The 24,948-nt window shown below is 65.1% G+C and carries 26 protein-coding genes and 2 tRNA genes; 15 read left to right on the top strand and 13 right to left on the bottom strand.

All coding sequences use genetic code 11. The features are described from left to right. Positions 1–28: 28 nt before the first annotated feature. Both FHG54_RS01905 and FHG54_RS16595 read right to left on the bottom strand, forming a co-directional pair. Positions 29–1,009, bottom strand: a complete 981-nt coding sequence (locus FHG54_RS01905; protein ID WP_139415652.1) for a ParB/RepB/Spo0J family partition protein — start codon at positions 1,007–1,009, stop codon at positions 29–31. Next, a complete protein-coding gene (locus FHG54_RS16595) occupies positions 1,009–1,881 on the bottom strand; it encodes a ParA family protein (RefSeq protein WP_276528347.1) in 873 nt (290 codons plus the stop codon). The genes FHG54_RS01905 and FHG54_RS16595 overlap by 1 nt, the downstream gene beginning before the upstream one ends. 333 nt (positions 1,882–2,214) lie before the next feature. On the opposite strand from FHG54_RS16595, the gene FHG54_RS16590 reads away from it, so the two are divergent. Beyond that, on the top strand, positions 2,215–2,694 hold the full coding sequence (locus tag FHG54_RS16590; RefSeq protein ID WP_233437834.1) for a hypothetical protein: 480 nt from the start codon (positions 2,215–2,217) through the stop codon (positions 2,692–2,694). A 1,034-nt stretch (positions 2,695–3,728) separates the two neighbouring features. Further along, positions 3,729–4,667: a DUF1214 domain-containing protein gene (locus FHG54_RS01895; protein ID WP_233437833.1), complete on the top strand. Its 939-nt coding sequence runs from the start codon at positions 3,729–3,731 to the stop codon at positions 4,665–4,667. Positions 4,668–5,745: 1,078 nt separating this feature from the next. On the opposite strand, the gene rsmG is transcribed toward FHG54_RS01895, so the two are convergent. From rsmG to rpmH, 6 genes are read right to left on the bottom strand one after another with little or no spacing between them, the layout of a single operon-like run. After that, positions 5,746–6,375, bottom strand: a complete 630-nt coding sequence (gene rsmG, locus FHG54_RS01890; protein ID WP_210415455.1) for a 16S rRNA (guanine(527)-N(7))-methyltransferase RsmG — start codon at positions 6,373–6,375, stop codon at positions 5,746–5,748. Positions 6,376–6,404: 29 nt separating this feature from the next. Then, complete coding sequence (locus FHG54_RS01885; protein WP_139415650.1) at positions 6,405–6,902, bottom strand: Jag family protein; 498 nt, start codon at positions 6,900–6,902, stop codon at positions 6,405–6,407. A 4-nt stretch (positions 6,903–6,906) separates the two neighbouring features. Continuing rightward, complete coding sequence (yidC, locus tag FHG54_RS01880) at positions 6,907–7,857, bottom strand: membrane protein insertase YidC (RefSeq protein WP_139415649.1); 951 nt, start codon at positions 7,855–7,857, stop codon at positions 6,907–6,909. 8 nt (positions 7,858–7,865) lie between these two features. Next, a complete protein-coding gene (yidD, locus tag FHG54_RS17020) occupies positions 7,866–8,333 on the bottom strand; it encodes a membrane protein insertion efficiency factor YidD (RefSeq protein ID WP_139415648.1) in 468 nt (155 codons plus the stop codon). A 1-nt stretch (position 8,334) separates the two neighbouring features. After that, complete coding sequence (gene rnpA, locus FHG54_RS01870) at positions 8,335–8,706, bottom strand: ribonuclease P protein component (protein ID WP_139415646.1); 372 nt, start codon at positions 8,704–8,706, stop codon at positions 8,335–8,337. A gap of 7 nt (positions 8,707–8,713) precedes the next feature. After that, positions 8,714–8,851, bottom strand: a complete 138-nt coding sequence (gene rpmH / locus FHG54_RS01865) for a 50S ribosomal protein L34 (RefSeq protein ID WP_022889115.1) — start codon at positions 8,849–8,851, stop codon at positions 8,714–8,716. 426 nt (positions 8,852–9,277) lie between these two features. Between rpmH and dnaA the strand changes: the two genes are divergently transcribed. The 9 genes from dnaA (at position 9,278) to FHG54_RS01820 (ending at position 19,465) form a co-directional block, all read left to right on the top strand. Then, on the top strand, positions 9,278–10,699 hold the full coding sequence (gene dnaA, locus FHG54_RS01860; RefSeq protein ID WP_139415645.1) for a chromosomal replication initiator protein DnaA: 1,422 nt from the start codon (positions 9,278–9,280) through the stop codon (positions 10,697–10,699). Between the two features lie 429 nt (positions 10,700–11,128). After that, the gene (gene dnaN / locus FHG54_RS01855; RefSeq protein ID WP_139415643.1) at positions 11,129–12,277 is read left to right on the top strand and encodes a DNA polymerase III subunit beta; all 1,149 of its coding nucleotides are present in this window, start codon (positions 11,129–11,131) and stop codon (positions 12,275–12,277) included. A 96-nt stretch (positions 12,278–12,373) separates the two neighbouring features. Further along, the gene (recF, locus tag FHG54_RS01850) at positions 12,374–13,558 is read left to right on the top strand and encodes a DNA replication/repair protein RecF (protein ID WP_139415642.1); all 1,185 of its coding nucleotides are present in this window, start codon (positions 12,374–12,376) and stop codon (positions 13,556–13,558) included. Then, positions 13,551–14,033: a DciA family protein gene (locus FHG54_RS01845; RefSeq protein ID WP_139415641.1), complete on the top strand. Its 483-nt coding sequence runs from the start codon at positions 13,551–13,553 to the stop codon at positions 14,031–14,033. Before recF ends, FHG54_RS01845 begins: the two co-directional genes overlap by 8 nt. Positions 14,034–14,156: 123 nt before the next feature. Next, a complete protein-coding gene (gene gyrB / locus FHG54_RS01840; protein WP_139415640.1) occupies positions 14,157–16,172 on the top strand; it encodes a DNA topoisomerase (ATP-hydrolyzing) subunit B in 2,016 nt (671 codons plus the stop codon). 88 nt (positions 16,173–16,260) lie between these two features. Then, positions 16,261–18,786, top strand: a complete 2,526-nt coding sequence (gene gyrA / locus FHG54_RS01835; RefSeq protein WP_420837432.1) for a DNA gyrase subunit A — start codon at positions 16,261–16,263, stop codon at positions 18,784–18,786. Between the two features lie 7 nt (positions 18,787–18,793). Then, complete coding sequence (locus FHG54_RS01830; protein ID WP_139415638.1) at positions 18,794–19,198, top strand: DUF3566 domain-containing protein; 405 nt, start codon at positions 18,794–18,796, stop codon at positions 19,196–19,198. 64 nt (positions 19,199–19,262) lie between these two features. Further along, positions 19,263–19,336 (top strand) — tRNA-Ile (locus tag FHG54_RS01825). A gap of 56 nt (positions 19,337–19,392) precedes the next feature. Beyond that, positions 19,393–19,465: transfer RNA gene (locus FHG54_RS01820), tRNA-Ala, on the top strand. A 348-nt stretch (positions 19,466–19,813) separates the two neighbouring features. Here FHG54_RS01820 and FHG54_RS01815 read toward each other — a convergent pair. From FHG54_RS01815 to FHG54_RS01800, 4 genes are read right to left on the bottom strand one after another with little or no spacing between them, the layout of a single operon-like run. Next, positions 19,814–20,167, bottom strand: a complete 354-nt coding sequence (locus FHG54_RS01815; protein WP_139415637.1) for a Fe-S protein — start codon at positions 20,165–20,167, stop codon at positions 19,814–19,816. 8 nt (positions 20,168–20,175) lie between these two features. After that, positions 20,176–20,595, bottom strand: a complete 420-nt coding sequence (locus FHG54_RS01810) for a hypothetical protein (protein ID WP_139415636.1) — start codon at positions 20,593–20,595, stop codon at positions 20,176–20,178. After that, a complete protein-coding gene (locus FHG54_RS01805) occupies positions 20,592–21,257 on the bottom strand; it encodes an NAD(P)-dependent oxidoreductase (protein ID WP_139415635.1) in 666 nt (221 codons plus the stop codon). Before FHG54_RS01805 ends, FHG54_RS01810 begins: the two co-directional genes overlap by 4 nt. Positions 21,258–21,266: 9 nt before the next feature. Continuing rightward, a complete protein-coding gene (locus tag FHG54_RS01800; RefSeq protein WP_139415634.1) occupies positions 21,267–21,632 on the bottom strand; it encodes a VOC family protein in 366 nt (121 codons plus the stop codon). 93 nt (positions 21,633–21,725) lie between these two features. Here FHG54_RS01800 and FHG54_RS01795 point away from each other — a divergent pair, with 93 nt between their 5' ends. From FHG54_RS01795 to FHG54_RS16230, 4 genes are all read left to right on the top strand, one after another. Next, complete coding sequence (locus tag FHG54_RS01795) at positions 21,726–22,715, top strand: helix-turn-helix transcriptional regulator (protein WP_139415633.1); 990 nt, start codon at positions 21,726–21,728, stop codon at positions 22,713–22,715. 172 nt (positions 22,716–22,887) lie between these two features. Then, positions 22,888–23,331, top strand: coding sequence for an NUDIX hydrolase (locus FHG54_RS01790; protein WP_168197068.1), 444 nt, complete (start codon positions 22,888–22,890; stop codon positions 23,329–23,331). Positions 23,332–23,489: 158 nt separating this feature from the next. After that, a complete protein-coding gene (locus tag FHG54_RS01785) occupies positions 23,490–23,732 on the top strand; it encodes a hypothetical protein (RefSeq protein ID WP_139415632.1) in 243 nt (80 codons plus the stop codon). A gap of 87 nt (positions 23,733–23,819) precedes the next feature. After that, positions 23,820–23,960 carry a hypothetical protein gene (locus tag FHG54_RS16230; protein WP_157006414.1) on the top strand — a complete coding sequence of 47 codons (141 nt, stop codon included), beginning with the start codon at positions 23,820–23,822 and terminating at the stop codon, positions 23,958–23,960. Positions 23,961–24,345: 385 nt separating this feature from the next. Here FHG54_RS16230 and FHG54_RS01780 read toward each other — a convergent pair whose 3' ends face one another. Next, positions 24,346–24,864, bottom strand: a complete 519-nt coding sequence (locus tag FHG54_RS01780) for a DNA helicase (protein ID WP_139415631.1) — start codon at positions 24,862–24,864, stop codon at positions 24,346–24,348. Positions 24,865–24,948: the final 84 nt, after the last annotated feature.

Below are 24,948 nucleotides of genomic sequence, written 5' to 3'. Positions count from 1 at the left end.
CAGAACGGATCCTCCGGGCGAGTTACGGTCACACGCCGTCGAGATCCTCGCCCAGATCGGTGAGGATCCGGCGCAGGTCTTGAACCGTCGCGAAATCAATGGTGATCTGGCCTTTTCTCGCGCCGAGTGCGATCTTGACGCGCGTGTTCAGGCGGTCGCCCAAGCGAACGGCCAGGTCTTCGAGAAAGTCCTGCCGCTTGCCCGCCGCGGGCTTGGGGCGAGACGTCTTCGGATCCTTCGCCGCGACCGCTTCGGCGGCGCGAACAGAGAGCTCCTCGTTGACGATCTTGTCGGCGAAGCGCTGCATCTCTTCGGTGTCATCACCGATCGAGAGGATCGCCCGCGCATGCCCGGCACTCAGCACGCCGGCCGCGACCCGCAGCTGCACCGGCTCGGGAAGACGCAGGAGTCGAAGCGTGTTCGAGATCTGCGGACGTGATCGACCGATGCGCGACGCGAGCTCCTCCTGCGTGATGCCGAAGTCGGCCAAGAGCTGCTGGTACGCCGAAGCTTCTTCCAACGGGTTCAGCTGCGATCGGTGGAGGTTCTCGAGCAACGCGTCGCGAAGCATGTCTTCGTTCGCGGTGTCCTTGACGACTGCCGGGATCGCCTCGAGACCGGCCATCTTGGTGGCCCGGAGGCGTCGCTCACCCATGACCAGTTCGTACTTGCCGGCGAGCTCGGGGTGGCGTCGAACGACGATCGGCTGCAGGACGCCGAACTCCCGAACGCTGTGCACGAGCTCGGCGAGGTCGTCGGGGTCGAAGACGCTGCGCGGCTGTTGCGCATTGGGAACGATGTCGTGCGGATCAAGTCGTGCGAGATGAGCGCCGGGCACCGTGATGAGTCCCTCTGCCGCAGCGGCCTGCTCGACCACGGCGACCGCCGTGGGCTGCTGCGCCTCGGCGTCGGGGAAGAACACGTCGACCGGGCGCACTCGCATGCTGTCGTCTCCACTCGGTATCAGTGCACCGATTCCGCGCCCGAGTCCAGTTCGTTTCGTTGCCATCAGTTCGACTCCTCGGGTTTGGCAGCCCCGCGACGAGCGATCTCGGCGGCTGCCTCTCTATATGACAGGGATCCGCTCGAACCGTAGTCGTAGCTGATCACGCTCTGGCCGTAGCTCGGCGCCTCGGAGACTCGAACGGAACGCGGAATGATCGTCGCGAGCGTCTGGGCGGGGAAGTGGTCACGAACCTCTTGGGCGACCTGCTGGGCCAAGTTGGTTCGCGAGTCGTACATCGTCAGCAGGATGGTCGACAGTCGCAACTCCGGGTTGAGGTGCTTCTCGATGAGTTCGATGTTGCTGAGCAGTTGCGAAAGCCCTTCGAGTGCGTAGTACTCGCACTGGATCGGGATCAGCACCTCACGCGCCGCTACGAAGGCATTGATGGTCAGCAAGCCGAGGGACGGCGGGCAATCGATGAAGACGTAGTCATACGGGCGGTCCATCGCGGCGAGGTGAGCATCGAGGGCACGGCGAAGCCGCTGTTCCCGCGCGACGAGCGAGACGAGTTCGATCTCTGCGCCGGCGAGGTGGATGGTCGCCGGCACGCAATCGAGCAGTTCGTGCTCGGTGGAGGGCTGCACGACTTCAGACAGGGCCATATCGGAGACCAGCACGTCGTAGACGCTCTTGCGCTCGGAGCGATGGTCGACGCCGAGCGCGGTCGATGCGTTGCCCTGGGGATCCAGATCGATCACGAGCACCCGGGCGCCCGCGCGTGCGAGTCCAGAGGCAAGGTTCACGGCGGTCGTCGTCTTGCCGACGCCACCCTTCTGGTTGGAGATCGTCAGCACGCGAGTCGACGGCGGGAGCGGAAGAACCGCTTCGTCGAGTGCGATGCGCCGACGGGTCTCGTCGGCGAGTTCGTAGGCCAGGGGAGTTCCTCCGTGATCAGACGACGTTTCACGTGAAACATCAGGGGCTTCGGTTGGTGCGTGGGGCTCGATCTCCGTCTGGGGAGCCGCCGGCCCAGCGGCGCTCGACAGCGATGTCGCCAGGCTCGGCGAGTTCGTCGGCGCAGTGACGGTCGGCACCGCAGACGACGCCGCGGGCGCGGACGGCGCCGCAGAAGTCGGCGCGGACGCGGACGGCGCCGCAGAAGTCGGCGCGGACGCGGTTGATGAGGAGTCGAGGGCGAGTCCAGATGGCGGGGCAGCGATCGGTGCCGCCGCCGATTCGGTGGCCGATGGCCCGGGGGAGGGCGTCTCTTGAGCGGAATGCACCTGCACGTGCGCGTCATGCGCGGAATGCACCTGCACGGGCGGGTCCTGCGCAGGTTCTACCTGCGCTGGCGCGTCCTGTGCAGGTTCTACCTGCGCTGGAAATCCTTGCCCGGGTTGCTCCTGCCCTGCGCGCTCGTTGGTTCCGTGGCTCGTCGCGACCGGGGTCTCGTCGGCAACCGGCGGGCGGGCAACCGGCACACGGTCGGGATGCAGGGCAGAGGCGGTATCGACGGCCGGCCCGCCGACGATCTCACGAATCAGGTCCTCGAGCAGTGGGTCGGGGGCCACCTGTTGGTGCTCCGCAGGCTCGCTGTTCACCTCAGTGTCGGCGTCGAGAGCTGCGGCCGTTGCCGCATCCCAATCGATTGCCCGGCCGGAATCGTTCCCGAACGTGTCAGTGGCAACACGCGTGTGAGTGATCGGCTGCGGTGCTGGGTGCTGCTGCGGCGGGTCGGCTCCGGGTGAAGCGGGAGTTGGGCTGGGAGACCTGAAAGAACTCGCCGATGCCGCCGCGGGCGCGGGTTCTGCTTCGGATGAGACCGAGCGGCGCCCGGCCGAATCGGACGGAACCTGCGGGGGAGTGGGTGGCGCGTCGGATTGAGTGGACGGTGATTCAGTGTGTGAAGGAGCCGAGGGCTGTTCTCCGGCAGGGGGCCGATGTCGTTTGCGATGAAACCATCCACGTCCCCCGCCCTGTGCCATACCGACTGCTCCAACTCGTTGGTGTGTGATCGATTCCGACGTCGATGGCGACTGCCTCGATCCGAGAGTCAAGCCTAACCGCCGCGACCGACTCCCAGGCCGTCGCCGAGCGAAGTCGTCGAGATCCGAACCGTTCGTCCCGTGTTGCGGACGAGTTGTGCGAGATGCGGCGCATGAACACGATCGATCCGCTGCGCGCCACCGTGGGTTGGGGATCTGCGTGGACGGCGAAGGCGGGACCGATCGACACCACCGGGGTCATGGCGTGGCCATCGCCAGACTGCAGTGCCGAGATGAGTTCGATGTTTCACGTGAAACAGAGAACTGGCCGGCGTCGGCAACGTGCGATCACTGCTTGGAGGCGGGCGCGGTACACACCGCGTGCCACGGCCCCGATACCTCTTGAGCCGTTTCACGTGAAACGGCGCCGACGTCGCGAGCCCGCGATGGAGCACCTCATTCACTCACTCACGAAGCTGTAGCTGTCAGCACCGAGCGAGCCGGTTCGAGCGAAGCAGGTGATAGACAGTCAGACGATCTGCCTCGGCGTGAGAGGAAATTCGGGGGAGGGCGGGAACACAGGTTCAGACAGCTCCGTGAGCGGCATCTCGCTGCTTGACGCTTCTTCGTGCCCTCGGGTAGCGGCGCCAGACGCAAGTTCGCGGCGTGCGGCGAGGGTGTGCCGCCTTGTGTCCACTGTGCGACCGAAGCATGTGGAACGGCGTCGAGGACGTGTTGCGAAACGCTCGCGACCGCAGTTCCGCGGATATCCGCCCCGCAGCTGCCATGATCGAGCGGTGACCGTTCTCATCAATGCAGACAACTTCGCACTCGCCGAGACCCACCGCATGATGCGCGACCTTCAGGGCAATGCGCAAGGCGTGAACCGATTCCTTCATAACCGTGCACCCGCCGTGATCGACCAGCAGACCGTCATCCGATTGAACAGGGACACGCTGTACAGCTTTGCAGTCGTCGACATCAGCGCCGGCGCGGCGTTGACCATCCCCGAGCACGCCGGCCGCTACCTGTCGGCGATGGTCGTCAACGAACACCACTACGTCGACGCGATCTTCCACGATGCAGGCGAATACCGCCTGTCAGTCGAGCAGTTCGGAACGCGCTACATCGTGTTGGCGGTCCGTATCCTGGTGGACCCGACGGATGCGTCCGATCTGGCCGACGTGGCGGCGTTGCAGGATCGGATCCAACTCGACTGCGCCTCATCGATTCCCTTCGAGATGCCCGACTATGACATGTCCAGCCTCGACGAGACCCGCGATTCGCTGCTCTCGCTCGCGCGCAACCTGAGCGGGTTCGACCGCATGTTCGGGTCGAAGGATCAGGTCGACCCAGTCCGCCACCTCATCGGCACCGCGGCCGGATGGGGCGGGCTGCCCTCGTCAGAGGCGAGCTACATCGGGGTCGACCCCCGCCTCCCAATCGGGCAGTACGAACTGACCGTCGGGGAGGTTCCGGTAGACGGCTTCTGGTCGGTCTCCGTGTACAACGCGGCCGGATTCTTCGAACCGAACGAGCGCGACGCCTACACGATCAACAACATCACCGGAGCCCGCAATGACGACGGCACGATCACCATTCGGTTCGGCGACCATCCCGCAGATGCTCCGAACGTGCTGCCGATCACGGAGGGATGGAACTACCTCGTCCGGCTCTATCAGCCCCGCACTGAGATCATCGATGGCCGATGGAGCTTCCCGACCCTCACCCGATAGCGCTCGACACGGAAGCCACATCGTGAAGGGCGGCGATGCAGCGTCCGGCGTGGGTGCTGCTGACTGTGTGTTCGTGCATCGCGGCACCGCGGCACCTGCGTGAGGTCGTAGAAGCACCGCCCACGACGTTGTGGCTGTGGAGTGGACTCACTGCTCATCGCCGAGATCGCTGGAACCGCCCAGCTTTTTGCGCAGGTTCGCAATCCGGTCGTTGCGCTCGGGAATCAACCGCGGCGCGTCGGCGTCAGCTGCTCGACGCCGCCGCCCGCCCGCGTCAGTGCCCGGCCGTGTCAGTGCCCGTCCGTGTCGGTGCCCGTCCGTGTCAGTGCCCGTCCGTGTCGGTGACCGTCCGTGTCAGTGAACATGAGAGCACGTCCGATGCCTGCTGCAGACCACACTGCTGCAGACCGCACTGTGCGGCCACACTGCGCGGCACCCTCCTCGAGCGAACCTCGAGCCACCCGTACGGGTTGACCAACACAACCTCGCAGCGTCTTGCGAGACCGCGCTCACCGTGGAGTACGTCCCCGAAGGCTCGACATTGCGTTTCACGTGAAACGGCACTCCGTCGTGCATTCGATCACGCAGCAGCCTGGAGTAGCGTCAGCGCACCCCGTTCGCACTTCGGTCGCGGGCCGTTTCACGTGAAACGGCCGGGCCCCGCTCCGACCACGTCGCTATCCCGGTCTGACCCATCGGAAGACTTCAGACCACGGCAGGCGCGGCCCCCGATGATCACATGCCGAACGGGCCACATTGCCGGAGATCCGAGGTGCGGGAGAGGGTGAACCGATGTGGGCTCACGCCCGAACGCAGGCCCGTCGGCGAACCCGTCGGTGGTCAAGAGCGGCCGCGGCGAAGTCGGAACCCACTGCACCCCGACCACCTGCTGGCGGCGGAGTGCGCCGGGCGGTGTTGAGGCGCCGGCGGGCGCCGCCGCCACGTCGGTGACGCACCGCTACACCCTCACAACTGGCGGATCGGACGGCGGAACGGACAACGCACGATGCTCGTTCAGAGGAGCGGGGAGCCGTCGGCGGTGTCGGGACGATCGAGAAACCGTCGAACTACGCGGAACTCAGCGCGCCGTGGCCCGGAACACGCGAGTGATCTCGGAGACCACCCCTTCGCCGAGCACCAACACCTCGACATCGTGCAATTGGTACTTACGGATGACCTTCTCGGCCGCACCGATCTCACGGTCGACGCCGGCGCCCTTCATGAGCACGAGTTCGCCACCGGGTCGAAGCAGGGGAGCGGTCACGGGAATCAGCGTGCGAAGCGCGCTCACCGCGCGGGCCGTGACCTGATCGAGTGAGTCGAAGAGCTTCGACTCCTCGGCGCGAGCCCGCACGACGGTCACGTTCGCCAACTCGAGCTCTTCGGCCTGACGTTCGAGCCAGGTGACTCGTCGCTCCATCGGCTCGATCAGGGTGAACGAGACATCCGGTCGCATGATCGCAAGCACGATGCCGGGCAGACCGGCACCGGAGCCGACATCACCGACGCGGCCAGGGCGCAGCAACGGCGCGACCAACGCACTGTTCAGTACGTGCCGCGTCCAGAGGCGAGGCAACTCGAGCGGACCGATGAGCCCGAGTTCCTCGCCGTGACGTGCGAGTGCGGCCGTGAACAAGCGGGCGCCGCCGATGTGCTCGCCGAACAGCTCTGCGGCCGCTGGCGGCTCGGGCTCGAGGCCGTCGATCATCGTTTCACGTGAAACATCGCGCAACGCGGTCAGCCGGCGCGGGTGATGACGGTGTGCCGGTCTGCGCCTTCGCCACGCGACTCCGAGTGCAATCCACGCTCCGCGACGAGATCGTGCACCAGCTTGCGCTCGTACGACGACATGGGTGGCAGGGAAGCATCAGCGGCGCCGCCATCGATGCGCTCGGCCGCGCGCTCGACAAGACCGGCGAGCTCTTCGCGACGTGCGTCACGCGATCCGCCGATGTCGAGGATCAGGCGCGAGAATGCGCCGGTCTTCGTCTGCACCGCGAGTCGCGTGAGTTCCTGAAAGGCGCTGACCGTCTCGGGCTTCGCGAGCAGGTTGAGGTTCGCACCTTCACCGGCGTTCACGGAAACGTATGCTCGTCCGTTGCGCGCGTCGATGTCGATGTCACCATCGAGGTCCATGATGTCGAGGAGCTCCTCGATGTAGTCGGCGGCGATATCGCCTTCTTCTTCGAGCTGTGAGTTCGAGCGGTCAGCGGTGTCGTGTTGTACGTCGGTCATGGCTCTACTTCCCCTGCTTCTTCGCGCGAGCCTTGCTCACGGGCTGCTGACGCTGCGTCTTCTTCGGCTCCGACGGTTCGGGAGCGGTCTCGGTCTTCTCGTCGACCACGAGCTTGCCCTTGCGGGCGAGGCGCTCTTCGCGGGCCTTCGCGGCCTCACTGCCGGGCGTCGGCATGTTGCGGATCACCACGAACTGCTGGCCCATGGTCCAGAAGTTCGAGACGAGCCAGTAGAACATGACGCCGATGGGGAAGGCGACACCAGAGAACGCGAAGACGAGGGGCAGCAGGTACAGCATGATGCGCTGCTGGCGGAACATCGGGCTCGCCTTGGTCTCGGGCGACATGTTCTTCGAGACGATCTGCAACTGCGTGATGAACTGCGACGCCGTCATGAGCACGATCATCACCGCGGCGATGGCCATGACCTGCCAGGGGTACTCGCCGTTCATGGCGCCGATGAAGGTGCCCTTGAGCGGCGCGCCGAGGATGGAGGAGTTCGCGAACGAATTCGCGAGATCCTGCGTGAATGCGCCGACGCCGGCCTTGTCGTGCTGCGCATCGTTGAGCACCGAGAAGAGGCCGAAGAAGATCGGCATCTGCAGAAGCAGCGGCAGACATGATGAAAGCGGGTTGGTGCCCGTCTTCTTGTACAACGCCATCGTCTCGCGCGACATCGCCTCGCGCGAGAACTGATCCTTCTTACCCTTGTACTTGTCTTGGATCTTCTTCAGCTGCGGCGCGACCTCGAGCATGCGACGCTGGCTCTTGATCTGCCTGACGAAGATCGGGATGAGCGCGGCCCGCACCACGATGACGAGGCCGACGATCGACAGCACCCACGTCAGGCCTGCATTGGGGTCGAGCCCGAAGAAGGTCCACATGGAGTGGAACGCGACGAGGATCAGCTCGATGACCCACTTGATGGGCCAGAGAACCAGGCTGATGATGTCCATTGAGTGGGTCAGTCCTTCCGGGACATGGTGGGGGAGGAGAGTGCGAGCTCCGCGGTGCCGCGATACGAGTCGGTGCCGCGATACGAGTCGGTGCCGCGATGCGAGTCGTCGCCGCGATGCGAGTGCGTCCCATGCGCCGAATCGGCCCTGTACTCAGCGGATGTCGCGGCATCCGCCCATCCGGCGGGCACGACCCACCCGAATCGGGTGATGCGATACCTGGAGTGCGTTGCGGCACGAACATCGTCGATGCCGCCGGCCGTCCAGGGGTTGCAGCGCAGGATGCGCCAGACGGTGAGTGCAGCGCCGATGAGGATGCCGCGCTGCTGCACCGAGCCGAGGCCGTAGGCCGAACACGATGGGTAGTACCGGCAGACGTCGCCGTACAACGGAGAAATCGCGGCACGATAGCCACGAAGCAGAAGAACCCCGAGGTTGCGGGGGATGAGCACTGCGAACAGGGCGGCGTTCTTCACGCTATTCGCCTTTCACCTGTGCTGCGGGTGTCGACGCACGGCTGCGTCGCCGGTGGAGTGCACCGAGAACCTCGGCGCGAATCTCGGTCCAGTCGGCGAGTGCCGCCGACGGCAGTGCTCGAACGACGACGTCGACGTCTGCGATGCCGTCGCGGAGTGCCTCATGGCAGACAGCCTTCAGCCGGCGCCGCACGAGGTTTCGTCGCACCGCGCTGCCGACCTTCTTCGAGACGATGAAGCCGAAGCGTGCGTCAGTGCCCGACTCCCGTGAGCGCAGATAGCTCACGGTGTGGGCACCGGCGACCTTCGCACCCCGGCGCACGATGACTCGATAGTCGTCGGCGCTCGTGATGCGATTGGCTTTGGCGAGCACCGAAGAACTACGCGGAGAGTTCGGTGCGGCCCTTTGCACGACGTGCCGACAGGATGGCACGACCGGCGCGAGTGCGCATGCGAAGGCGGAAGCCGTGCTTCTTGGCGCGACGGCGGTTGTTCGGCTGGAAAGTACGCTTGCTCATTCTTCTTCTCCGGCGTTCGGATCTCCTCGCCGAACAGCGCGACTGCGTGTGGACGGGAAAACTGGGTGCCCTCACGGGCTGGGGTCAACTGATTAAAACTACGGCCTCCAGGCCACTGGGTCAAACCGAACAACGTCCGACCCGGCGCAGTTCAAAAGAGACAGTATCGCGCGAACCTCGGGATCCCCTGTGGAACGACACGCCCGTACTGTCGAATCCCTCAATCGGCATTTGTCGTGAAGGCGGTTCCTCGGATAGCGTTTGACACCAGTTATCCCCAGCTTGCCGCGCGGATTCTCGGGCTTCTTCCGAAATCTGCCCACAGGTGAGGGGCAACTTGATGAACTCTCGCCTCGTGCCGCTTGCTCCGTCGATCGGGGGATCGATGAGCGGCCTGACGACGGCACCGAATGATTGCGGGGAACGATGACAGAACAGCCCATCACCGACACGTGGGCGACGATCCTCGATCGGCTGTCAGACGACGATGCGATCACTCCGATGCTCCAGGGATTCCTGAACCTGGTCGAACCCAAGGGCATCGCCGCGGGCACCTTCTACCTCGAGGTGCCGAACGATTTCACGGCGACCATGCTGAACCAGCGCATGCGCGTCTCGCTGTTGTCGGCCATGAGCGTGGTGGATGCTCCGGCGCCGGTGACCTCGTTCTACGTCGTCGTGAATCCAGAGCTCGAAGAGGCCAGGACCGTCGAACCGCAGTCGCCGTTCGTCGACGAGATGGTCGATTCGGTCGAGATGCCCGCTGCGCCGCACTCGGTCTTCGAGAACACGACTCCGGTCGCGTCGCGCGACACCAGGCTCAACCCGAAGTATGGATTCGAGAGCTTCGTCATCGGCCAGTCCAACCGCTTCGCCCACGCGGCCGCCGTCGCGGTGGCCGAAGCGCCGGCCAAGGCGTACAACCCGCTCTTCATCTACGGCGACTCGGGCCTCGGCAAGACGCACCTCCTGCACGCGATCGGGCACTACGCGATGAGCCTGTATCCCGGCATCCGCGTGCGGTACGTGAGTTCCGAGGAGTTCACGAACGACTTCATCAACTCGATCGCGAACAACCGCGGATCCCTCTTCCAGCAGCGCTACCGCAACATCGACATCCTGCTGATCGACGACATCCAGTTCCTGCAGGGCAAGGCCGAGACGCAGGAGGCGTTCTTCCACACGTTCAACACCCTGCACGACCACAACAAGCAGGTCGTGATCACGAGCGACGTGCCGCCGAAGCACCTCACTGGCTTCGAAGACCGCATGCGCAGCCGATTCGAGTGGGGTCTCATCACCGACGTCCAGGCACCCGACCTCGAGACGCGCATCGCGATCCTCCGCAAGAAGGCGCAGTCCGAGCGCCTGCAGGTGCCAGACGACATCCTCGAGTACATGGCGTCGAAGGTGTCGAGCAACATCCGAGAGCTCGAGGGCACGCTCATCCGCGTCACCGCCTTCGCGAGCCTCAACCGCACGCCGGTCGACATGCCGCTCGTGCAGACGGTTCTGAAAGACCTCATCACGGATGACACGGACAACGTCGTCGCGCCCGTCGACATCATCACGGCGACCGCCGACTACTTCAAGCTGACCGTCGACGACCTCTACGGGTCGAGCCGCTCGCAAGCGGTGGCCACCGCCCGTCAGATCGCGATGTACCTCTGCCGAGAACTGACGAACCTCTCGTTGCCGAAGATCGGGCAGCTCTTCGGCAACCGCGATCACACGACGGTCATGTACGCGAACAAGAAGATCTCGGAACTCATGAAGGAGCGGCGCTCCATCTACAACCAGGTCACCGAGCTCACTGCGCGCATCAAGCAGGTCAGCCGATACCGCTGAGCGCCCGCGACGCGTCTCTGGGGGCGACTCGAGACGCCTCGAGCGTCATTCCCACAGTTGTGGAGAACCTGTGGATTATTCACGAGCAACCGCCCGGCGCCTGTGGACACCGTGCGCTCCCCTGTGCAGAACGGTGTCATTCGTTCGGCGCCGGCATGAGGCATCCGCGCCGTGCCCACACACTGTGCACAGCTCGGATGCCCCGCGATCCGCGTCGTTCTGCGCGTCTCCGAACACCATCCACAGTTTCCACAGCGGTTAACACTGTTAAGAGTTAAGGGTTGAAGGAGGGATTCCCACAACCTTGTGGATCGGCGCCGCTCGATCGAAGTCGTGGAGCGTGCAGCGTCGTGCAGGATTCGCCCGCGTCGCAACGATCTCTCCGGATAGCATGGGAGCCACGCAAGCGACATCCACGACGGGAGAACCGTGAAGTTCCAGGTCAACCGCGACGTCTTCAGTGAGGCCGTTTCCTTCGCAGTCAAGCTGCTGCCTCAACGCACCACCCTGCCGATCCTCTCTGGCGTGCTGATCCAGGCGAACGACGATGGTCTCGTGCTCTCCTCGTTCGACTACGAGGTCTCCTCGCAGACCGAGATCCAGGCCGACGTCGAAGAGCCGGGCACCGTGCTCGTCTCCGGCCGTCTGCTCGCCGAGATCGCCGGCCGTCTGCCGAACGCTCCGGTGCGAGTGTCGACCGAAGAGAGCCGCATCTCGGTCAGTTGCGGATCCGCGAGCTTCACCCTGTTGTCGATGCCCGTCGAGGAGTACCCCTCGATCCCCGAGATCGACGAGCAGTCCGGAGTAGTGCCGGCCGAGGAGTTCGCCGCCGCCGTCGCCCAGGTCGCCGTCGCCGCGTCGCGCGACGACGTGACCCCCGTCATCACCGGCGTGCAGCTCGAGGTGCGCGAGAACAATCTCAGCCTCGTCGCCACCGACCGCTACCGCGTCGCAGTGCGCGAACTCGACTGGGACGGCGGGGGAGTCGCGAGCGAGGAAACCGTCGCGGCGCTCGTACCGGCGCGTACCCTGCAGGAGGTCGGCAAGACCTTCGGCCACTCCGGCACCATCTCGGTCTCGATCACGAGCCGCGACGATCGGGAGCTCATCGCGTTCAGCGCCGAGAAGAAGACGGTCACCTCGCTGCTGATCAAGGGCAACTTCCCTCCCGTACGCCGGCTCTTTCCCGAGACGGTCGACAACTACGCGGTGGTCAACACGGCCGAGCTCATCGAGGCGACTCGTCGCGTGGCACTCGTGCTCGAGCGCGAGGCCGCCCTGCGCTACAGCTTCTCTTCCGACGGACTCACCCTCGAGGCGATCGGCAGTGAGCAGGCACAGGCCTCCGAGACGATCGACGCCATCCTCACGGGTGACGACACGGTTGTCTCACTGAAGCCGCAGTTCTTGCTCGACGGCCTCGGCGCGGTGCACTCGGAATTCGTTCGCATCTCGTTCACGAAGACCGAGAACCCGAACAAGCCGGGTCCGGTGCTCATCACGAGCCAGTCGTCGCGCGACCAGGCCGGCGCCGACAGCTTCCGCTACCTGCTGCAACCGAACCTGTTGCTGCGGTAGCGGTCCGTCGCTGGTCGGCGGTGCGGGGTAGCGTGATCAGGTGCGATTCCGTCGGCTCCGGGGCATCCGGATGCCTCGTGCTGAAGGGAGCCCAGCGTGCATGTCGCCCGGCTCTCACTGACCGACTACCGCAACTATGCGAGCGCCGAGCTCGAGTTCGGGCCGGGTGCGACCGTGCTCGTCGGCCGCAACGGGCAGGGCAAGACCAACCTCGTCGAAGCGATCGGCTACCTCGCGACCCTCGGGTCTCACCGGGTCTCGGGCGAGCAGGCGCTCATCAGGGCCGGCGCCGATGCCGCGATCGTTCGCGCACTCCTGTCGCACGGTGACCGCGAACTGCTCGTGGAACTGCAGCTCAATCGCCACGGCGCCAACCGGGCGCAACTGAATCGATCGCCCGTGAAGACGCGTGAGTTGCCCCGCTATGCGCACAGCGTGCTCTTCGCCCCCGAAGACCTCGCGATCGTGCGCGGCGAGCCTTCGGTGCGCCGGCGCATGCTCGATGAGTTGCTCGTGCAGCGCACGCCGCGGCTCTCGGGCGTCATGGCCGACTACGAGCGCGTGTTGAAGCAGCGCAACTCCCTGCTGAAGAGCGCCAGGGCTCGCGGGCTCGCGGTCGACAAGCTGACGACCCTCGACATCTGGGACGAGCGTCTCGTGACCTTCGGTTCCGAGCTCATCGACCAGCGGCTCGCGCTCATCGACGAACTGCGCGAACCCCTGGCCGACGCGTACCGAGCGATCGTCGACGCCGATCACGGCCCGGGCATGAGGCCGTTGCTCTCGATCGACGGCGCTGATCCCGACGCCGAGCCGTCGACGGCGGCCGGTTCGATCGACACGACCACCGGCACGGCCGAACGCTTCGCCGAGACGCTGCGCGTGCAGCGCCCGAAGGAACTCGAGCGAGGGGTCACCCTTGCCGGGCCGCACCGCGACGACGTGGTGCTGCTTCTCAACGGCCTTCCTGCGAAGGGGTATGCGAGTCACGGCGAATCGTGGTCGTTCGCGCTCGCACTGCGCCTCGCCTCGGCAGAGCTGCTGCGTCGCGATTCGACGACCGGCGATCCGGTGCTCGTGCTCGACGACGTGTTCGCCGAACTCGACCGCCTGCGGCGCGAGCGGCTCGCCCGGGCGATCTCGGGGTTCGAACAGGTGCTGGTCACGGCCGCGGTGCTCGAAGACGTCCCGGCTCCGCTGACGGCCCGCATCGTGCACATCGAGGGCGGGCGAATCGAAGACCCGTCGGCCGCACCCATGAATACGGCCGCCGATGTCTGAGGCTTCCCGCGTCTACCAGCACTTCCGCGAGATATTCGGCGGAGAGGCTCGACTGCGCAGCGGCCGCCCCGGCCGGGTTCGCACCCGCGAGGCATCCGGTAGCGAGCCGTTCGCTCCCGGTCGCGACCCGAAGCCCCTCGCCGACACCATCGATTCATTGAGCGCGCAACTCGGCTGGAGCGGCCCGTTGTCGCAGCACGACGTGCTCGCATCGTGGGCCGACATCGCCGGAGAAGAGACCGCGCGGCACTCCGAACCGATCGCGATCGAGGGCGGCGTGCTGCAGGTGCGGTGCGAGTCGACGGCCTGGGCGACGCAGCTCCGCATGATGCGCACCCGCCTCGTCACCGAGATCACCGCACGGTTCCCGGGCGCGGGAGTCGAGACCATCCGCTTTCAAGGGCCGGATGCCCCCACCTGGAAAAAGGGCCCCAGATCGGTTCCAGGGCGTGGCCCACGCGATACCTACGGTTAGGCAGGCAAATTCGGTCACTGGAACGCTGAAATCGCCCCAGAACGGCGCTTCGGGGCTTGCGTCGACCCCTGATTTGATAGGATCGAGAGTCGCAAGAATGACGGTCAGGAGCCCGATTCACACATGACAGCCGAACCGACGAAGGCCCAGCAGACACCGGCTTACGGTGCTGATGAGATCCAGGTACTCGAGGGCCTCGAAGCGGTTCGCAAGCGGCCGGGTATGTACATCGGCTCGACGGGTCCCCGAGGGTTGCACCATCTCGTCTCCGAGATCGTCGACAACTCGGTCGACGAAGCGCTTGCGGGCCATGCCACTTCCATCGATGTGACGATCCTGCCCGACGGCGCAGTGCGCGTCATCGACGACGGTCGCGGAATTCCGGTCGGCATCCACAAGACCGAGGGTCGCTCCACGGTCGAGGTCGTCCATACCGTGCTGCACGCCGGCGGCAAGTTCGGCGGCGGCGGCTACGCGGTCTCGGGCGGGTTGCACGGCGTCGGGGCATCCGTCGTCAACGCACTCTCGACGAAGTTCGACGTCGAGGTGCGCCGCGAGGGGCACGTCTGGCGCCAGTCGTACACGGTCGGCGTGCCGGATGCACCGCTGTCGCAAGACGAACCGAGCGACGAAACCGGCACCACTACCACCTTCTGGCCGAGCGCCGACATCTTCGAGACCGTCGAGTTCGACTACGAGACGCTCCGAGCCCGGTTCCAGCAGATGGCCTTCCTCAACAAGGGACTGCGCATCACCCTGACCGACGAGCGCAGCGGGCACGTCGAGATCGATCCCGAAGACACGCCCACGACCGGGGCGATCACGATTCCGGCACAGCGCACCGACACCTTCCTCTACGAGCGCGGACTCGTCGACTACGTCGAATATCTGAACCGCTCGAAGAAGTCCGACGTCGTGAACGACGAGATCATCTCGTTCGAGACCGAAGACACCGAGCGGAAGATCGCGCTCGAGGTCGCGATGCAGTGGACGACGTCGTACACCGAGTCGGTGCACACCTACGCGAACACGATCAACACGCACGAGGGCGGCACCCACGAAGAGGGGTTCCGCTCGGCGCTCACCACGCTCGTGAACAGGTACGCGCGTGAGAAGGGCATCATCAAGGAGAAGGACGACAACCTCTCGGGCGACGATGTGCGCGAAGGCCTCACCGCGGTCATCTCGGTGAAGCTCACCGAGCCGCAGTTCGAGGGCCAGACGAAGACGAAGCTCGGCAACACCGAGGCGAAGTCGTTCGTGCAGAAGGTCACGGCCGACCAGCTCGGCGACTGGTTCGAGCGCAACCCCGCGACGGCCCGCGACATCATCCGCAAGGCGATCCAGGCCGCGACGGCGCGCCTCGCGGCTCGCAAGGCCCGCGAGGCCACCCGGCGAAAGGGCCTTCTCGAGTCGGGCGGCATGCCCGGCAAGTTGAAGGACTGTTCGTCGAAAGACCCGTCGATCAGCGAGATCTTCATCGTCGAGGGCGACTCGGCCGGCGGCTCCGCCGTGCAGGGGCGCAACCCCGAGACGCAGGCGATCCTGCCGCTGCGCGGAAAGATCCTGAACGTCGAGAAGGCCCGGCTCGACCGCGCCCTCGGCAACAACGAGGTGCAGGCGATGATCACGGCGTTCGGCGCCGGCATCGGCGAGGACTTCAACACCGAGAAGGCCAGGTACCACAAGATCGTGCTCATGGCCGACGCCGACGTCGACGGCCAGCACATCACGACCCTGCTGCTCACCCTGCTCTTCCGCTACATGCGCCCGCTCATCGAGCTCGGGTACGTCTACCTCGCCCAGCCGCCGCTGTACCGACTGAAGTGGACCAACTCCGACCACGAGTACGTCTACTCCGACAAGGAGCGCGACGCGCTGCTCACCGCGGGCGCCGCGGCCGGCAAGCGCATCCCGAAAGACAACGGGGTGCAGCGCTACAAGGGTCTCGGTGAGATGAACCACCAGGAGCTGTGGGAGACCACGATGAACCCGGTGACTCGCACGCTGCTGCAGGTCACGATGGAGGATGCGGCGTCTGCCGACGAGATCTTCTCCACACTGATGGGCGAAGACGTCGAGAGTCGCCGCAATTTCATCCAGAAGAACGCGAAGGACGTGCGTTTCCTTGACATCTGATGTGATCGATCCCGGTACTGGACCAGACGGAACCGGCGAGGGGCACGGCATCCACGGCAGGATCGACCAGGTCGACCTGCAACTCGAGATGCAGCGCTCGTACCTCGACTATGCGATGAGCGTCATCGTCGGGCGTGCACTGCCCGACGTGCGCGACGGCCTGAAGCCCGTGCACCGCCGAGTCATCTACGCGATGTACGACGGCGGGTACCGCCCCGATCGCGCGTTCTCGAAGTGCGCGCGTGTGGTCGGCGATGTCATGGGCCAGTTCCACCCGCACGGCGACACGGCGATCTACGACGCCCTCGTGCGCCTCGTGCAGCCGTGGAGCCTGCGTTACCCGCTCGCGCTCGGCCAGGGCAACTTCGGCTCACCCGGCAACGACGGTGCGGCCGCCCCTCGATACACCGAGACGAAGATGGCTCCGCTCGCGCTCGAGATGGTGCGAGACATCGAGAAGGAGACCGTCGACTTCCAAGACAACTACGACGGCCGCACGCAGGAGCCGTCGATCCTGCCCGCGCGGTTCCCGAACCTGCTCGTCAACGGCTCGGTCGGTATTGCCGTGGGCATGGCCACGAACATCCCGCCGCACAACCTGCGCGAAGTGGCATCCGGAGCTCAGTGGTACCTCGAGCACCCCGAGGCCTCTCGCGAAGAGCTGCAGGAGGCGCTGATCCAGCGCATCAAGGGGCCCGACTTCCCGACCGGCGCGCAGATCCTCGGTGTCAAGGGCATCAACGACGCCTATCGCACGGGGCGCGGCTCGATCACGATGCGCGCGGTCGTCTCGGTGGAGGAGCTGCAGGGCCGCACCTGCCTCGTCGTCACCGAACTGCCCTACCAGGTCAACCCCGACAACCTCGCGATCAAGATCGCGGACCTCGTGAAAGACGGCAGGGTCGGCGGCATCGCCGACATCCGCGACGAGACATCCGGTCGCACCGGCCAGCGGCTCGTGATCGTGCTGAAGCGCGACGCCGTCGCCAAGGTCGTGCTGAACAACCTCTACAAGCACACCCAATTGCAGGAGAACTTCGGCGCGAACATGCTCGCGATCGTCGACGGCGTGCCGCGCACGCTCTCGATCGACGGCTTCATCGCGCACTGGGTCGACCACCAGATCGAAGTGATCGTGCGCCGCACGCAGTACCTGCTGCGCGAGGCCGAGGCCCGCATGCACATCTTGCGCGCCTACCTCAAGGCGCTCGATGCTCTCGACGAGGTCATCGCGCTCATCCGCCGTTCACCCACCGTCGAGGAGGCCCGCGACGGCCTGATCCGTCTCCTCGACATCGACGAACTGCAGGCACGGGCCATCCTCGAGCTGCAGCTTCGACGGCTCGCCGCGCTCGAGCGCCAGAAGATCATGGACGAGGCTGAAGAGCTCGCCCTGCTCATCGCCGACTACGAGTCGATCCTCGCTTCGCCCGAGCGCCAGCGCACGATCGTCTCCGAAGAGCTCGCCGAGATCGTCGCGAAGTACGGCGACGACCGGCGCACGCACATCATGCCGGGCTTCGACGGCGACATGTCGGTCGAAGATCTCATCCCCGAAGAGGAGATGGTGATCACCGTCACGCGCGGCGGCTACGTCAAGCGCACGCGCAGCGACAACTACCGTTCGCAGCATCGCGGCGGCAAGGGCGTGAAGGGCGCCCAGCTGCGCGCCGATGACGTGGTCGAGCACTTCTTCGTCACGACGACGCACCACTGGCTCCTGTTCTTCACGAACATGGGGCGGGTCTATCGAGCGAAGGCCTACGAGATCCAGGAGGCCGGCCGCGACGCGAAGGGACAGCATGTCGCGAACCTGCTCGAGATGCACCCCGACGAGCAGATCGCCGAGATCCTCGACATCCGCGACTACGCCGTGGCCCAGTACCTGGTGCTGGCCACGCGCGACGGCCTCGTCAAGAAGACCGAGCTGACGGCCTACGACACCAACCGTTCGCGCGGCGTCATCGCCATCAACCTCCGCGACGGCGACGAGCTCGTCTCTGCGATGCTCGCGGGCGTTCACGACGAGATCCTCCTCGTCTCGAGGAAGGGCATGTCCCTGCGATTCGCGGCGACGGATGCCGCGCTCCGGCCCATGGGTCGATCGACCTCGGGCGTGAAGGGCATGTCGTTCCGTGCGGGCGACGAGTTGCTCGAGGCATCCGTCGTCGCCGGCTCGTTCCCTGAGCTCGGTGACGAGACCGCGCCGGTGCCGGCCGGCCCAGCAGACGAGCCCGACGACGTCGACGACGCTCGATTCGTCTTCGTGGTCACCGAAGGCGGCTACGCCAAGCGCACCGCGGTCGACCAGTACCGACTGCAGAACCGCGGAGGCCTCGGCATCAAGGTGGCCAAGCTGAGTGACGATCGCGGCGACCTCGCGGGTTCGATGATCGTCGGTCGCGACGACGAGGTGCTTGTGGTTCTTGCCAGCGGCAAGGTGGTACGCTCTGACGTCGCCGAGGTTCCCGCCAAGGGCAGGGACACGATGGGGGTCGTCTTCGCGAAGTTCGCGGACGAAGACCGAATCATCGCCATCGCGAAGAATTCCGAACGGAATCTCGTGGAGGAGGCCGTAGAGTCTGAAGCGGCCGAGCCCGCGCGAGAGGAGTAAACCCTACATGAGTAGCGTCGCCGACAAGCTGGCCCGCAAATCGAACCGCAAGACCCCTGCCAAGCAGGTGCGTCTCCGGCTCGTCTACATCGACTTCTGGTCGGCGGTGAAACTGTCGTTCCTCGTGGCCGTGTGCTTCGCGGTCGTCACCGTCGTCGCGACGTTCCTCGTCTTCACGGTGTTGAACTCGACCGGCATCTTCGGCAAGCTCAACGAGCTCGTGCAAGACGTCGCGGGCGCCGGCGGCGACCTCACGTCGATCCTGTCGCTCGGCAACGTGATGGGCTTCGCCGTGGTCGCGGCGCTGCTGAACCTCGTCGTCACGACGGCGCTCGGTGCGATCATCGCGGTGCTCTACAACCTGAGCGTCAAGATCACCGGCGGCATCCTCGTCGGGTTCACGAACAACTGACGCCGACCTCGGCCGGATTCGGAGATTCCTGTCCCGTCCGGTAGTCTTTCCTCTGGCCGAATTCGGGGATATAGCTCAGGCGGTTAGAGCGCTTCGCTGATAACGAAGAGGTCCGAGGTTCAAGTCCTCGTATCCCCACTGTGAACAACTTCATATAATTCAATGCAACCGATCGGATGCCACAGCATCCACTCGGGGCCTTAGCTCAGTTGGTAGAGCGCCTGCTTTGCAAGCAGGATGTCGGGAGTTCGATTCTCCCAGGCTCCACACTAACCCCGACCAGTTCATCCGGTCGGGGTTTTGTTTGGCCCGCAGGAAACCTCTGGTCAGACGGCATTTATCATGCTGTCGCGGATGCTGCTTGAGACGAACCCAACGTTCCGAGCTCGTCAAGAGAACATCCTTCCTTTACATCGATTCGGGGCTCCGGACACATCCGAACCAACACCAACCACTACCAACTTCCCCGTGATTCCGCGGTTTTTCGGCTGGCAATAGTCGATGTGCGCCCCGTGCGCTCTGGTTTTTCGACGAAGAGGGGCGACGGCGTTCCATTCGCTTGATCGCGGAGACGTCCCTTGGGTGCGACGCGTTCGCTCGCGCACAGTTGGCGTCTCACCAGAGAACGGCTATTGCGGCGTTCGTGAAGCAGAGCCCGCCGACCGCCCAGAAGATGCCTGCTGGGGCGCGTACGCCCGTCTTGTCTTGCTTGTGCATGCCGACGCCGAGGGTTCCCCCCAGCGCAGCGAGAATCACGAATTTCAGGCCCAGCTTTAGGTAGTCGAGCTCGATGCCTTCGGGCCAGGGGGCCGCCAGTATGAGGCCGCTGGCCAGCGATACCCAAAGCCCGACGTCCATGATTCGCGTCACTCGTTTCCGTCTTGTGGCGAGCGCGGTGAACCATGCACCGAAAGTGATGGCGAAGCCGGTGATGTGAATGAGAACGACGAGATCGCGGAGAGTCTCCATGGGTGAGTTCACTTTCTGGTGCGGTGGGCGCTGGAGTGGGGGAGAGCAGACGTCCCGGTGATGAAAAGGGCGGTGAGGAGCGCGGATGCGATCGCTTGGACGGCGAGCCAGGTCGACCCGGCGGCGCTAAATTCGGCGAGGGCCATGAGGTAGCTGCCGACGGATGCGAGGAGCCACACCGCGTCATATCCTGCGAGGAGCAGGACGTGGCGTCGTGCACGCACCCGATACGTGGCGAGTTCGGCGGCCCCGGCCCCGGCGATCGCGGCAGCCGTGAGTCCGGTGAGCCACATCGGCGCATCCAACCAGGTGGAGAGCGGTGCTATGAAGATCGCGTATGCCGCGGCCAGTGTGAGCTTGAACCACCCGTCAGCGATGACACCGATTCGTGTCGGTCGCGAGATGACGCGCGTCGGTAAGATGCTCATGCGTCATCCACCGATTCGGGGCGGCTCGCGATCCCGAATGCGACTCTCTGAGTCTCGGGGCGACTCGCGATCGAGAGCAGCGCCGTGGCGACGTCGGCGCGGTGGACGACGCCCATCGCGTTCGCTTCCTGTACAAGCTCGAAAGGACCAGCGGGCCGGTCCACAAGGTATCCGGGACGAACGATCGACCATTCCACATCGTCTGCGTGGCGAACCAGCGTCTCCATCTCTTCGAGGTCGGTATAGATGTGTCGTCCGAACCAGCGCACTAGGGGGCGTATGGTCCATCGAAACCACGCCGGTTCGCCGGTGCGGCGCTGCAAGACGGGAGAGGCAGAGGTGACCACGAGGCGTCGTACCCCGGCCCGTTGCATGGCGGCGAGCACGTGCTTCGTGCCGGCGGTGCACACCGGCGTTCGCTCCTTGTTCGATTTCTTCCCGAGCGCGGAGATCACGACGTCCGTATCATCGGGAAGCGCGATTTCTTCACTTTGTACGACGTCCGCCACCACCGTTGCGACGCTGGGCGGGAACCTGGAAGATCCGAGGTTCCGAACTATGGCCGTGACGCGGTGGCCCTGGTGTAGGGCCTGTTCGACCACGAGACGACCGGTTCGCCCGCTCGCTCCGACGACCACGATGTGCGTGCTGGTGTCTTCCATAGCCGTCCCCTAGTCGGCGAGGCAGACTCGGATGAGGTTGCCGTCGGGGTCGGCGATGACGAACGTTCGTCCGAAAATCTCGTCGTGGATCTCCTCGACGACAAGGAGGTCTTTGGCGCTCCACTTTGCGTACAGCTCATCGACGGCTTCGTCGCCACCAGTCACCATCAACCCGAGTTCAGAGGACCGCGGTGTCTCACGAGCGACGGCTTCGCCACGACTGTTCCAGAGGGAGAACAGCGTTCCCGTTCCGGTCTCGAATGCGATGTAAGAGGGGTGGCGGAAGACAGGTTCGATTTCGAAGAGGTCGCAGTAGAAGCGTGTGGAACGCTCGATGTCGGTGACGTAGAACAGGAATAGGTTGGGTGCACTCAAGAGTCGCCTCCATGTTTGGTTGGTAAGGGTTCGAGACCTACACTGACCTCAATAGGAGACAACCCATGTCACCTATTGGGAGGAAATTCAGAAATGGAGCGCCCTCAGCGACTTCTCGCCGTGCTCGTCGCGCTGCAGGCAAACCGGCAGATGACGGCTGCCGAGCTTGCGTCTCAGTTCGGCGTAACCAGACGCACCATCCTCCGCGACATCCAGGCGCTGGCCGACGCCGATGTTCCAGTGATCGCCGAACGTGGGCGTTACGGCGGCATCATCTTGCTGCCCGGCGCAGAAGTGGACGTGAATCGCCTCACGGGGAGTGAGGCGGAGGTGTTGGAAATGATCGGTGTCGATATCGCTCGAGCGAGGCAGCTCGGGATTGAAGCGGCAGCCCGTACCGCGGCACAGAAGCTCGCCTCGCGGAGGCCCTGGCCACATGACACTGCCGCCGGCCTCCTTCCGCTGAACGAGGTCGTGAGCATCGACAACAACGGGTGGTTCACTCCGGAAGAAACCGTGAATGTGGCGGCACTGATACGCGACGTCCGGCGCGGCAAGCGGTTGCGAATCGACTACCGCTCCAGTGGGAGAGGCGGCTGGAGCGAGCGCGACATCGACCCGTACGGCTTGTTCTCGCGCGGCGGTCGCTGGTACCTCATCGCCGACGTCGGCAGAAAGCCTCGTATGTTCGCGCTCAGCAGGCTCCGGTCCTGGGCGCTCCTCGACGAAGATCGGCAGACGCGGCCCGGGCTTGAACTGCGTGAACTGGCCGCGACCCTCGTCACGGGACTGGAGGCCAGACACAGCATCCGCGTCACGGCTGTGCTGGCGGCCGCGAGCGAGGACATGGCTCGCCGTATCCTGGGCAACCGGCTGCTCTCCGTCGAGCCGACGGAGACCGCTGATTCAGTGCGCATCACCCTGGGCTATGACCAACTCGATGCCGTGCGTCAACTTCTCCAGTTCTCGGACCGCATCGAGATCATCGATCCGCCTGAAGCTCGCGCGCTGGTTGCCGTCCTCGCCGATGTCATCGCTCGTCGTCACCGCGACACTGAAACTCGGCAGCAGGAGATGGCTTGAGCACCCGCGGATAGGGGTGATTTTTGTGCCGGAATTGCGTCTTGGCTATTTGCAAACCGCTTCTGAGCTGGTCTTTTGTCTTTAGAATGGGTTCCTTGCAAGCAGGATGTCGGGAGTTCGATTCTCCCAAGCTCCACAGTTTAGCCGGGCTCGCCGCCGCTACAGTGTCCGAATGGACATCCGCATCGCTGCGTACGGGGTCATCATCCGCGACGACCAGATTCTGCTCTCGCACTGGAACGAGCACGGGCGCTCGGGTTGGACCCTGCCGGGCGGGGGCATCGAAGGGGCCGAGCACCCCGTCGCCGCGGCACGGCGCGAGATCTTCGAGGAGACGGGGTACGAGGCATCCGTCGATCGGCTGCTCGGCATCGACACGATGGTCGTACCGGCGTCGAAGCGTCACACCGGCGCGGTGCCGCTCTATGCGATGCGCGTCGTCTACCGGGCGAACGTGGTCGGGGGAGAACTCCGCAACGAGATCGGCGGATCGAGCGACGAGGCTCGCTGGTTCGCCCTCGGCGAGGTGCCGCGCCTCAAGCGCGTGAGCCTGCTCGACGTCGCGCTGCGGCTGAACGCGGCTGAGCCGGCCGACGGAGTACCGCCGACCGCGTGAGGTTGGTTCCGGGTGCCGGACGCACCCGCGGCCGTGTCGCCGGCGTTCCGGCCGTCATGGCCGAACCGCTCGCGACACGGCCGCGGGCTGCCGGGCTCCCCGCCGGTCTTGCCATCGCGTGTGCGACGGAGAGACCGAGCGGGGGCCGGCGGTGTGTGGTGTCGATCTTCGGCATGACGCGCTCAGATCAACGGCTGCGCGAGCAGGGCGATCCGCTGGAAGTCCGCGGCCTGCAGGTGTGCTGCTGCCAGTTCGTTCCGACGGCGCTCGGCATGCGCGGTGTGCGTGCGCTGGGCGTCTCGGCGACGACCCCAGGCGAGGAGCCCGAGACCGGCGCGTCGCGCCAGGCGTTCATGCAACTGTCGTGCGTCTGCACGAAGGGTGGAGGCCTGACCCTGTGAGGTTCGGCCGACGGTGAGCGTACTCGTGTTCACGGTGTTTCCTTCTGGATGTGGTGGTGAGGATTCTGCGGTTGAAGATGCAGTGCGATGTGCGACATGCAGCGTCGCGGGTCGCGGGTCGCGAACGGCACGAAGGGCGCCGGAGCGCCCGAGGGCGCGCTGGAGCACCCGATGGGTGCCGCTCGACCGACCGCGCACGGGGTGAGCCCGGTGCATCCGATCGCCTGAGGCGCCGACGAGGAATCGTCGATCGGATGTGCGGCCGATGGCCGCAGGCTCACACCCGAGGGGCGGAGTGGACAGTCAGGCGCTACTGCGCGTGACGTCGGGGCGAATTGCTAGCAGGCCCGAGGGGAGAGGAGGACTCCCGTGTGGGCCGCGGTGAATGCTGGCGTGAAGATGTGCTTCATCATGGGTATCAACTCCTCTCTCTGTCGCGGTGTATCGAACACCGATTGACGACACTAGCGGGATCTTCATGTCGACCGCAAGGCGTTTTCTCAGATTGACCGAGAATCAGTGCCCGCACTGAGATTTCGAACCTTCGCCAGCGCCGGTATCGACACCGATGGCCCCGCCTGGATCAGGCAGGGCCATCGGGAAACAGCACGAATCAGACGGTGGGGGAGGCCTCGCCTACCGTCTCGTCATCGGCGACCCAGAGCTCGTCGTCGGCTCGGAACGTCTGCCAGACGGCATACGCGACGCCGGCCGCAGCGATGATGCCGGCGCCGATCGCGAGATAGGTGCCCACACCCGGGCCCTTCTTCTCCTTGACGACGACGGCCGCGCGAGGCGAGACGCGCTCGATGGCACGGCGCACCCGGGTGTCATTGGCGATGTCACCGATCGAGAGCACCGATCCGAGAGCGTTGCCCATGGTGCGCTCCACCGTGTCGCCGGCCGCACGGGCGACCTTGCCGGCCCGCTTGACGTTGGGCTGGACGTAGCTCTCGTAGCCGGTGCGAACCCGTGGTACGACCTCTTCGCGCGTGAGGTGACCGAGTTGACGGCTGGCCTCACGTGCGACGGCGTTGGCGTGCTCGAGCACGTGCTGCTGGTTCTCCCAGAGTTCTCCAGCGTTGCTCTGCAGTCGCTTGAGTTCCTTCCGGCGCTTGCGTGACAGGCTCATCTCGACCTCCATCTGTATGCAGCGAACCACTCCATCTTGCCATTGATGCGGCTGGAAGCGAGGTGAGAGTCCGAATACGGCATG

The sequence above is a fragment of the Agromyces laixinhei genome (genome assembly GCF_006337065.1).
Lineage (GTDB): Bacteria > Actinomycetota > Actinomycetes > Actinomycetales > Microbacteriaceae > Agromyces > Agromyces laixinhei.
This window is presented reverse-complemented; position numbering and strand designations above follow the sequence as displayed.

Excerpts from the sequence above, each read along its gene's own strand:
- FHG54_RS01790 (WP_168197068.1), top strand. The coding sequence starts at position 22,888 with ATGGACATCCGCATCGCTGCGTACGGGGTCATCATCCGCGACGACCAG.
- FHG54_RS01815 (WP_139415637.1), bottom strand. The coding sequence starts at position 20,167 with ATGGAGACTCTCCGCGATCTCGTCGTTCTCATTCACATCACCGGCTTC.
- FHG54_RS01795 (WP_139415633.1), top strand. The coding sequence starts at position 21,726 with ATGGAGCGCCCTCAGCGACTTCTCGCCGTGCTCGTCGCGCTGCAGGCA.
- FHG54_RS01805 (WP_139415635.1), bottom strand. The coding sequence starts at position 21,257 with ATGGAAGACACCAGCACGCACATCGTGGTCGTCGGAGCGAGCGGGCGA.
- gyrB (WP_139415640.1), top strand. The coding sequence starts at position 14,157 with ATGACAGCCGAACCGACGAAGGCCCAGCAGACACCGGCTTACGGTGCT.
- FHG54_RS01845 (WP_139415641.1), top strand. The coding sequence starts at position 13,551 with ATGTCTGAGGCTTCCCGCGTCTACCAGCACTTCCGCGAGATATTCGGC.
- yidC (WP_139415649.1), bottom strand. The coding sequence starts at position 7,857 with ATGGACATCATCAGCCTGGTTCTCTGGCCCATCAAGTGGGTCATCGAG.
- FHG54_RS01905 (WP_139415652.1), bottom strand. The coding sequence starts at position 1,009 with ATGGCAACGAAACGAACTGGACTCGGGCGCGGAATCGGTGCACTGATA.
- rpmH (WP_022889115.1), bottom strand. The coding sequence starts at position 8,851 with ATGAGCAAGCGTACTTTCCAGCCGAACAACCGCCGTCGCGCCAAGAAG.
- FHG54_RS16230 (WP_157006414.1), top strand. The coding sequence starts at position 23,820 with ATGTGCGACATGCAGCGTCGCGGGTCGCGGGTCGCGAACGGCACGAAG.
- gyrA (WP_420837432.1), top strand. The coding sequence starts at position 16,261 with ATGCAGCGCTCGTACCTCGACTATGCGATGAGCGTCATCGTCGGGCGT.
- FHG54_RS01810 (WP_139415636.1), bottom strand. The coding sequence starts at position 20,595 with ATGAGCATCTTACCGACGCGCGTCATCTCGCGACCGACACGAATCGGT.
- dnaA (WP_139415645.1), top strand. The coding sequence starts at position 9,278 with ATGACAGAACAGCCCATCACCGACACGTGGGCGACGATCCTCGATCGG.
- rsmG (WP_210415455.1), bottom strand. The coding sequence starts at position 6,375 with ATGATCGACGGCCTCGAGCCCGAGCCGCCAGCGGCCGCAGAGCTGTTC.
- FHG54_RS01830 (WP_139415638.1), top strand. The coding sequence starts at position 18,794 with ATGAGTAGCGTCGCCGACAAGCTGGCCCGCAAATCGAACCGCAAGACC.
- FHG54_RS01780 (WP_139415631.1), bottom strand. The coding sequence starts at position 24,864 with ATGAGCCTGTCACGCAAGCGCCGGAAGGAACTCAAGCGACTGCAGAGC.
- FHG54_RS01885 (WP_139415650.1), bottom strand. The coding sequence starts at position 6,902 with ATGACCGACGTACAACACGACACCGCTGACCGCTCGAACTCACAGCTC.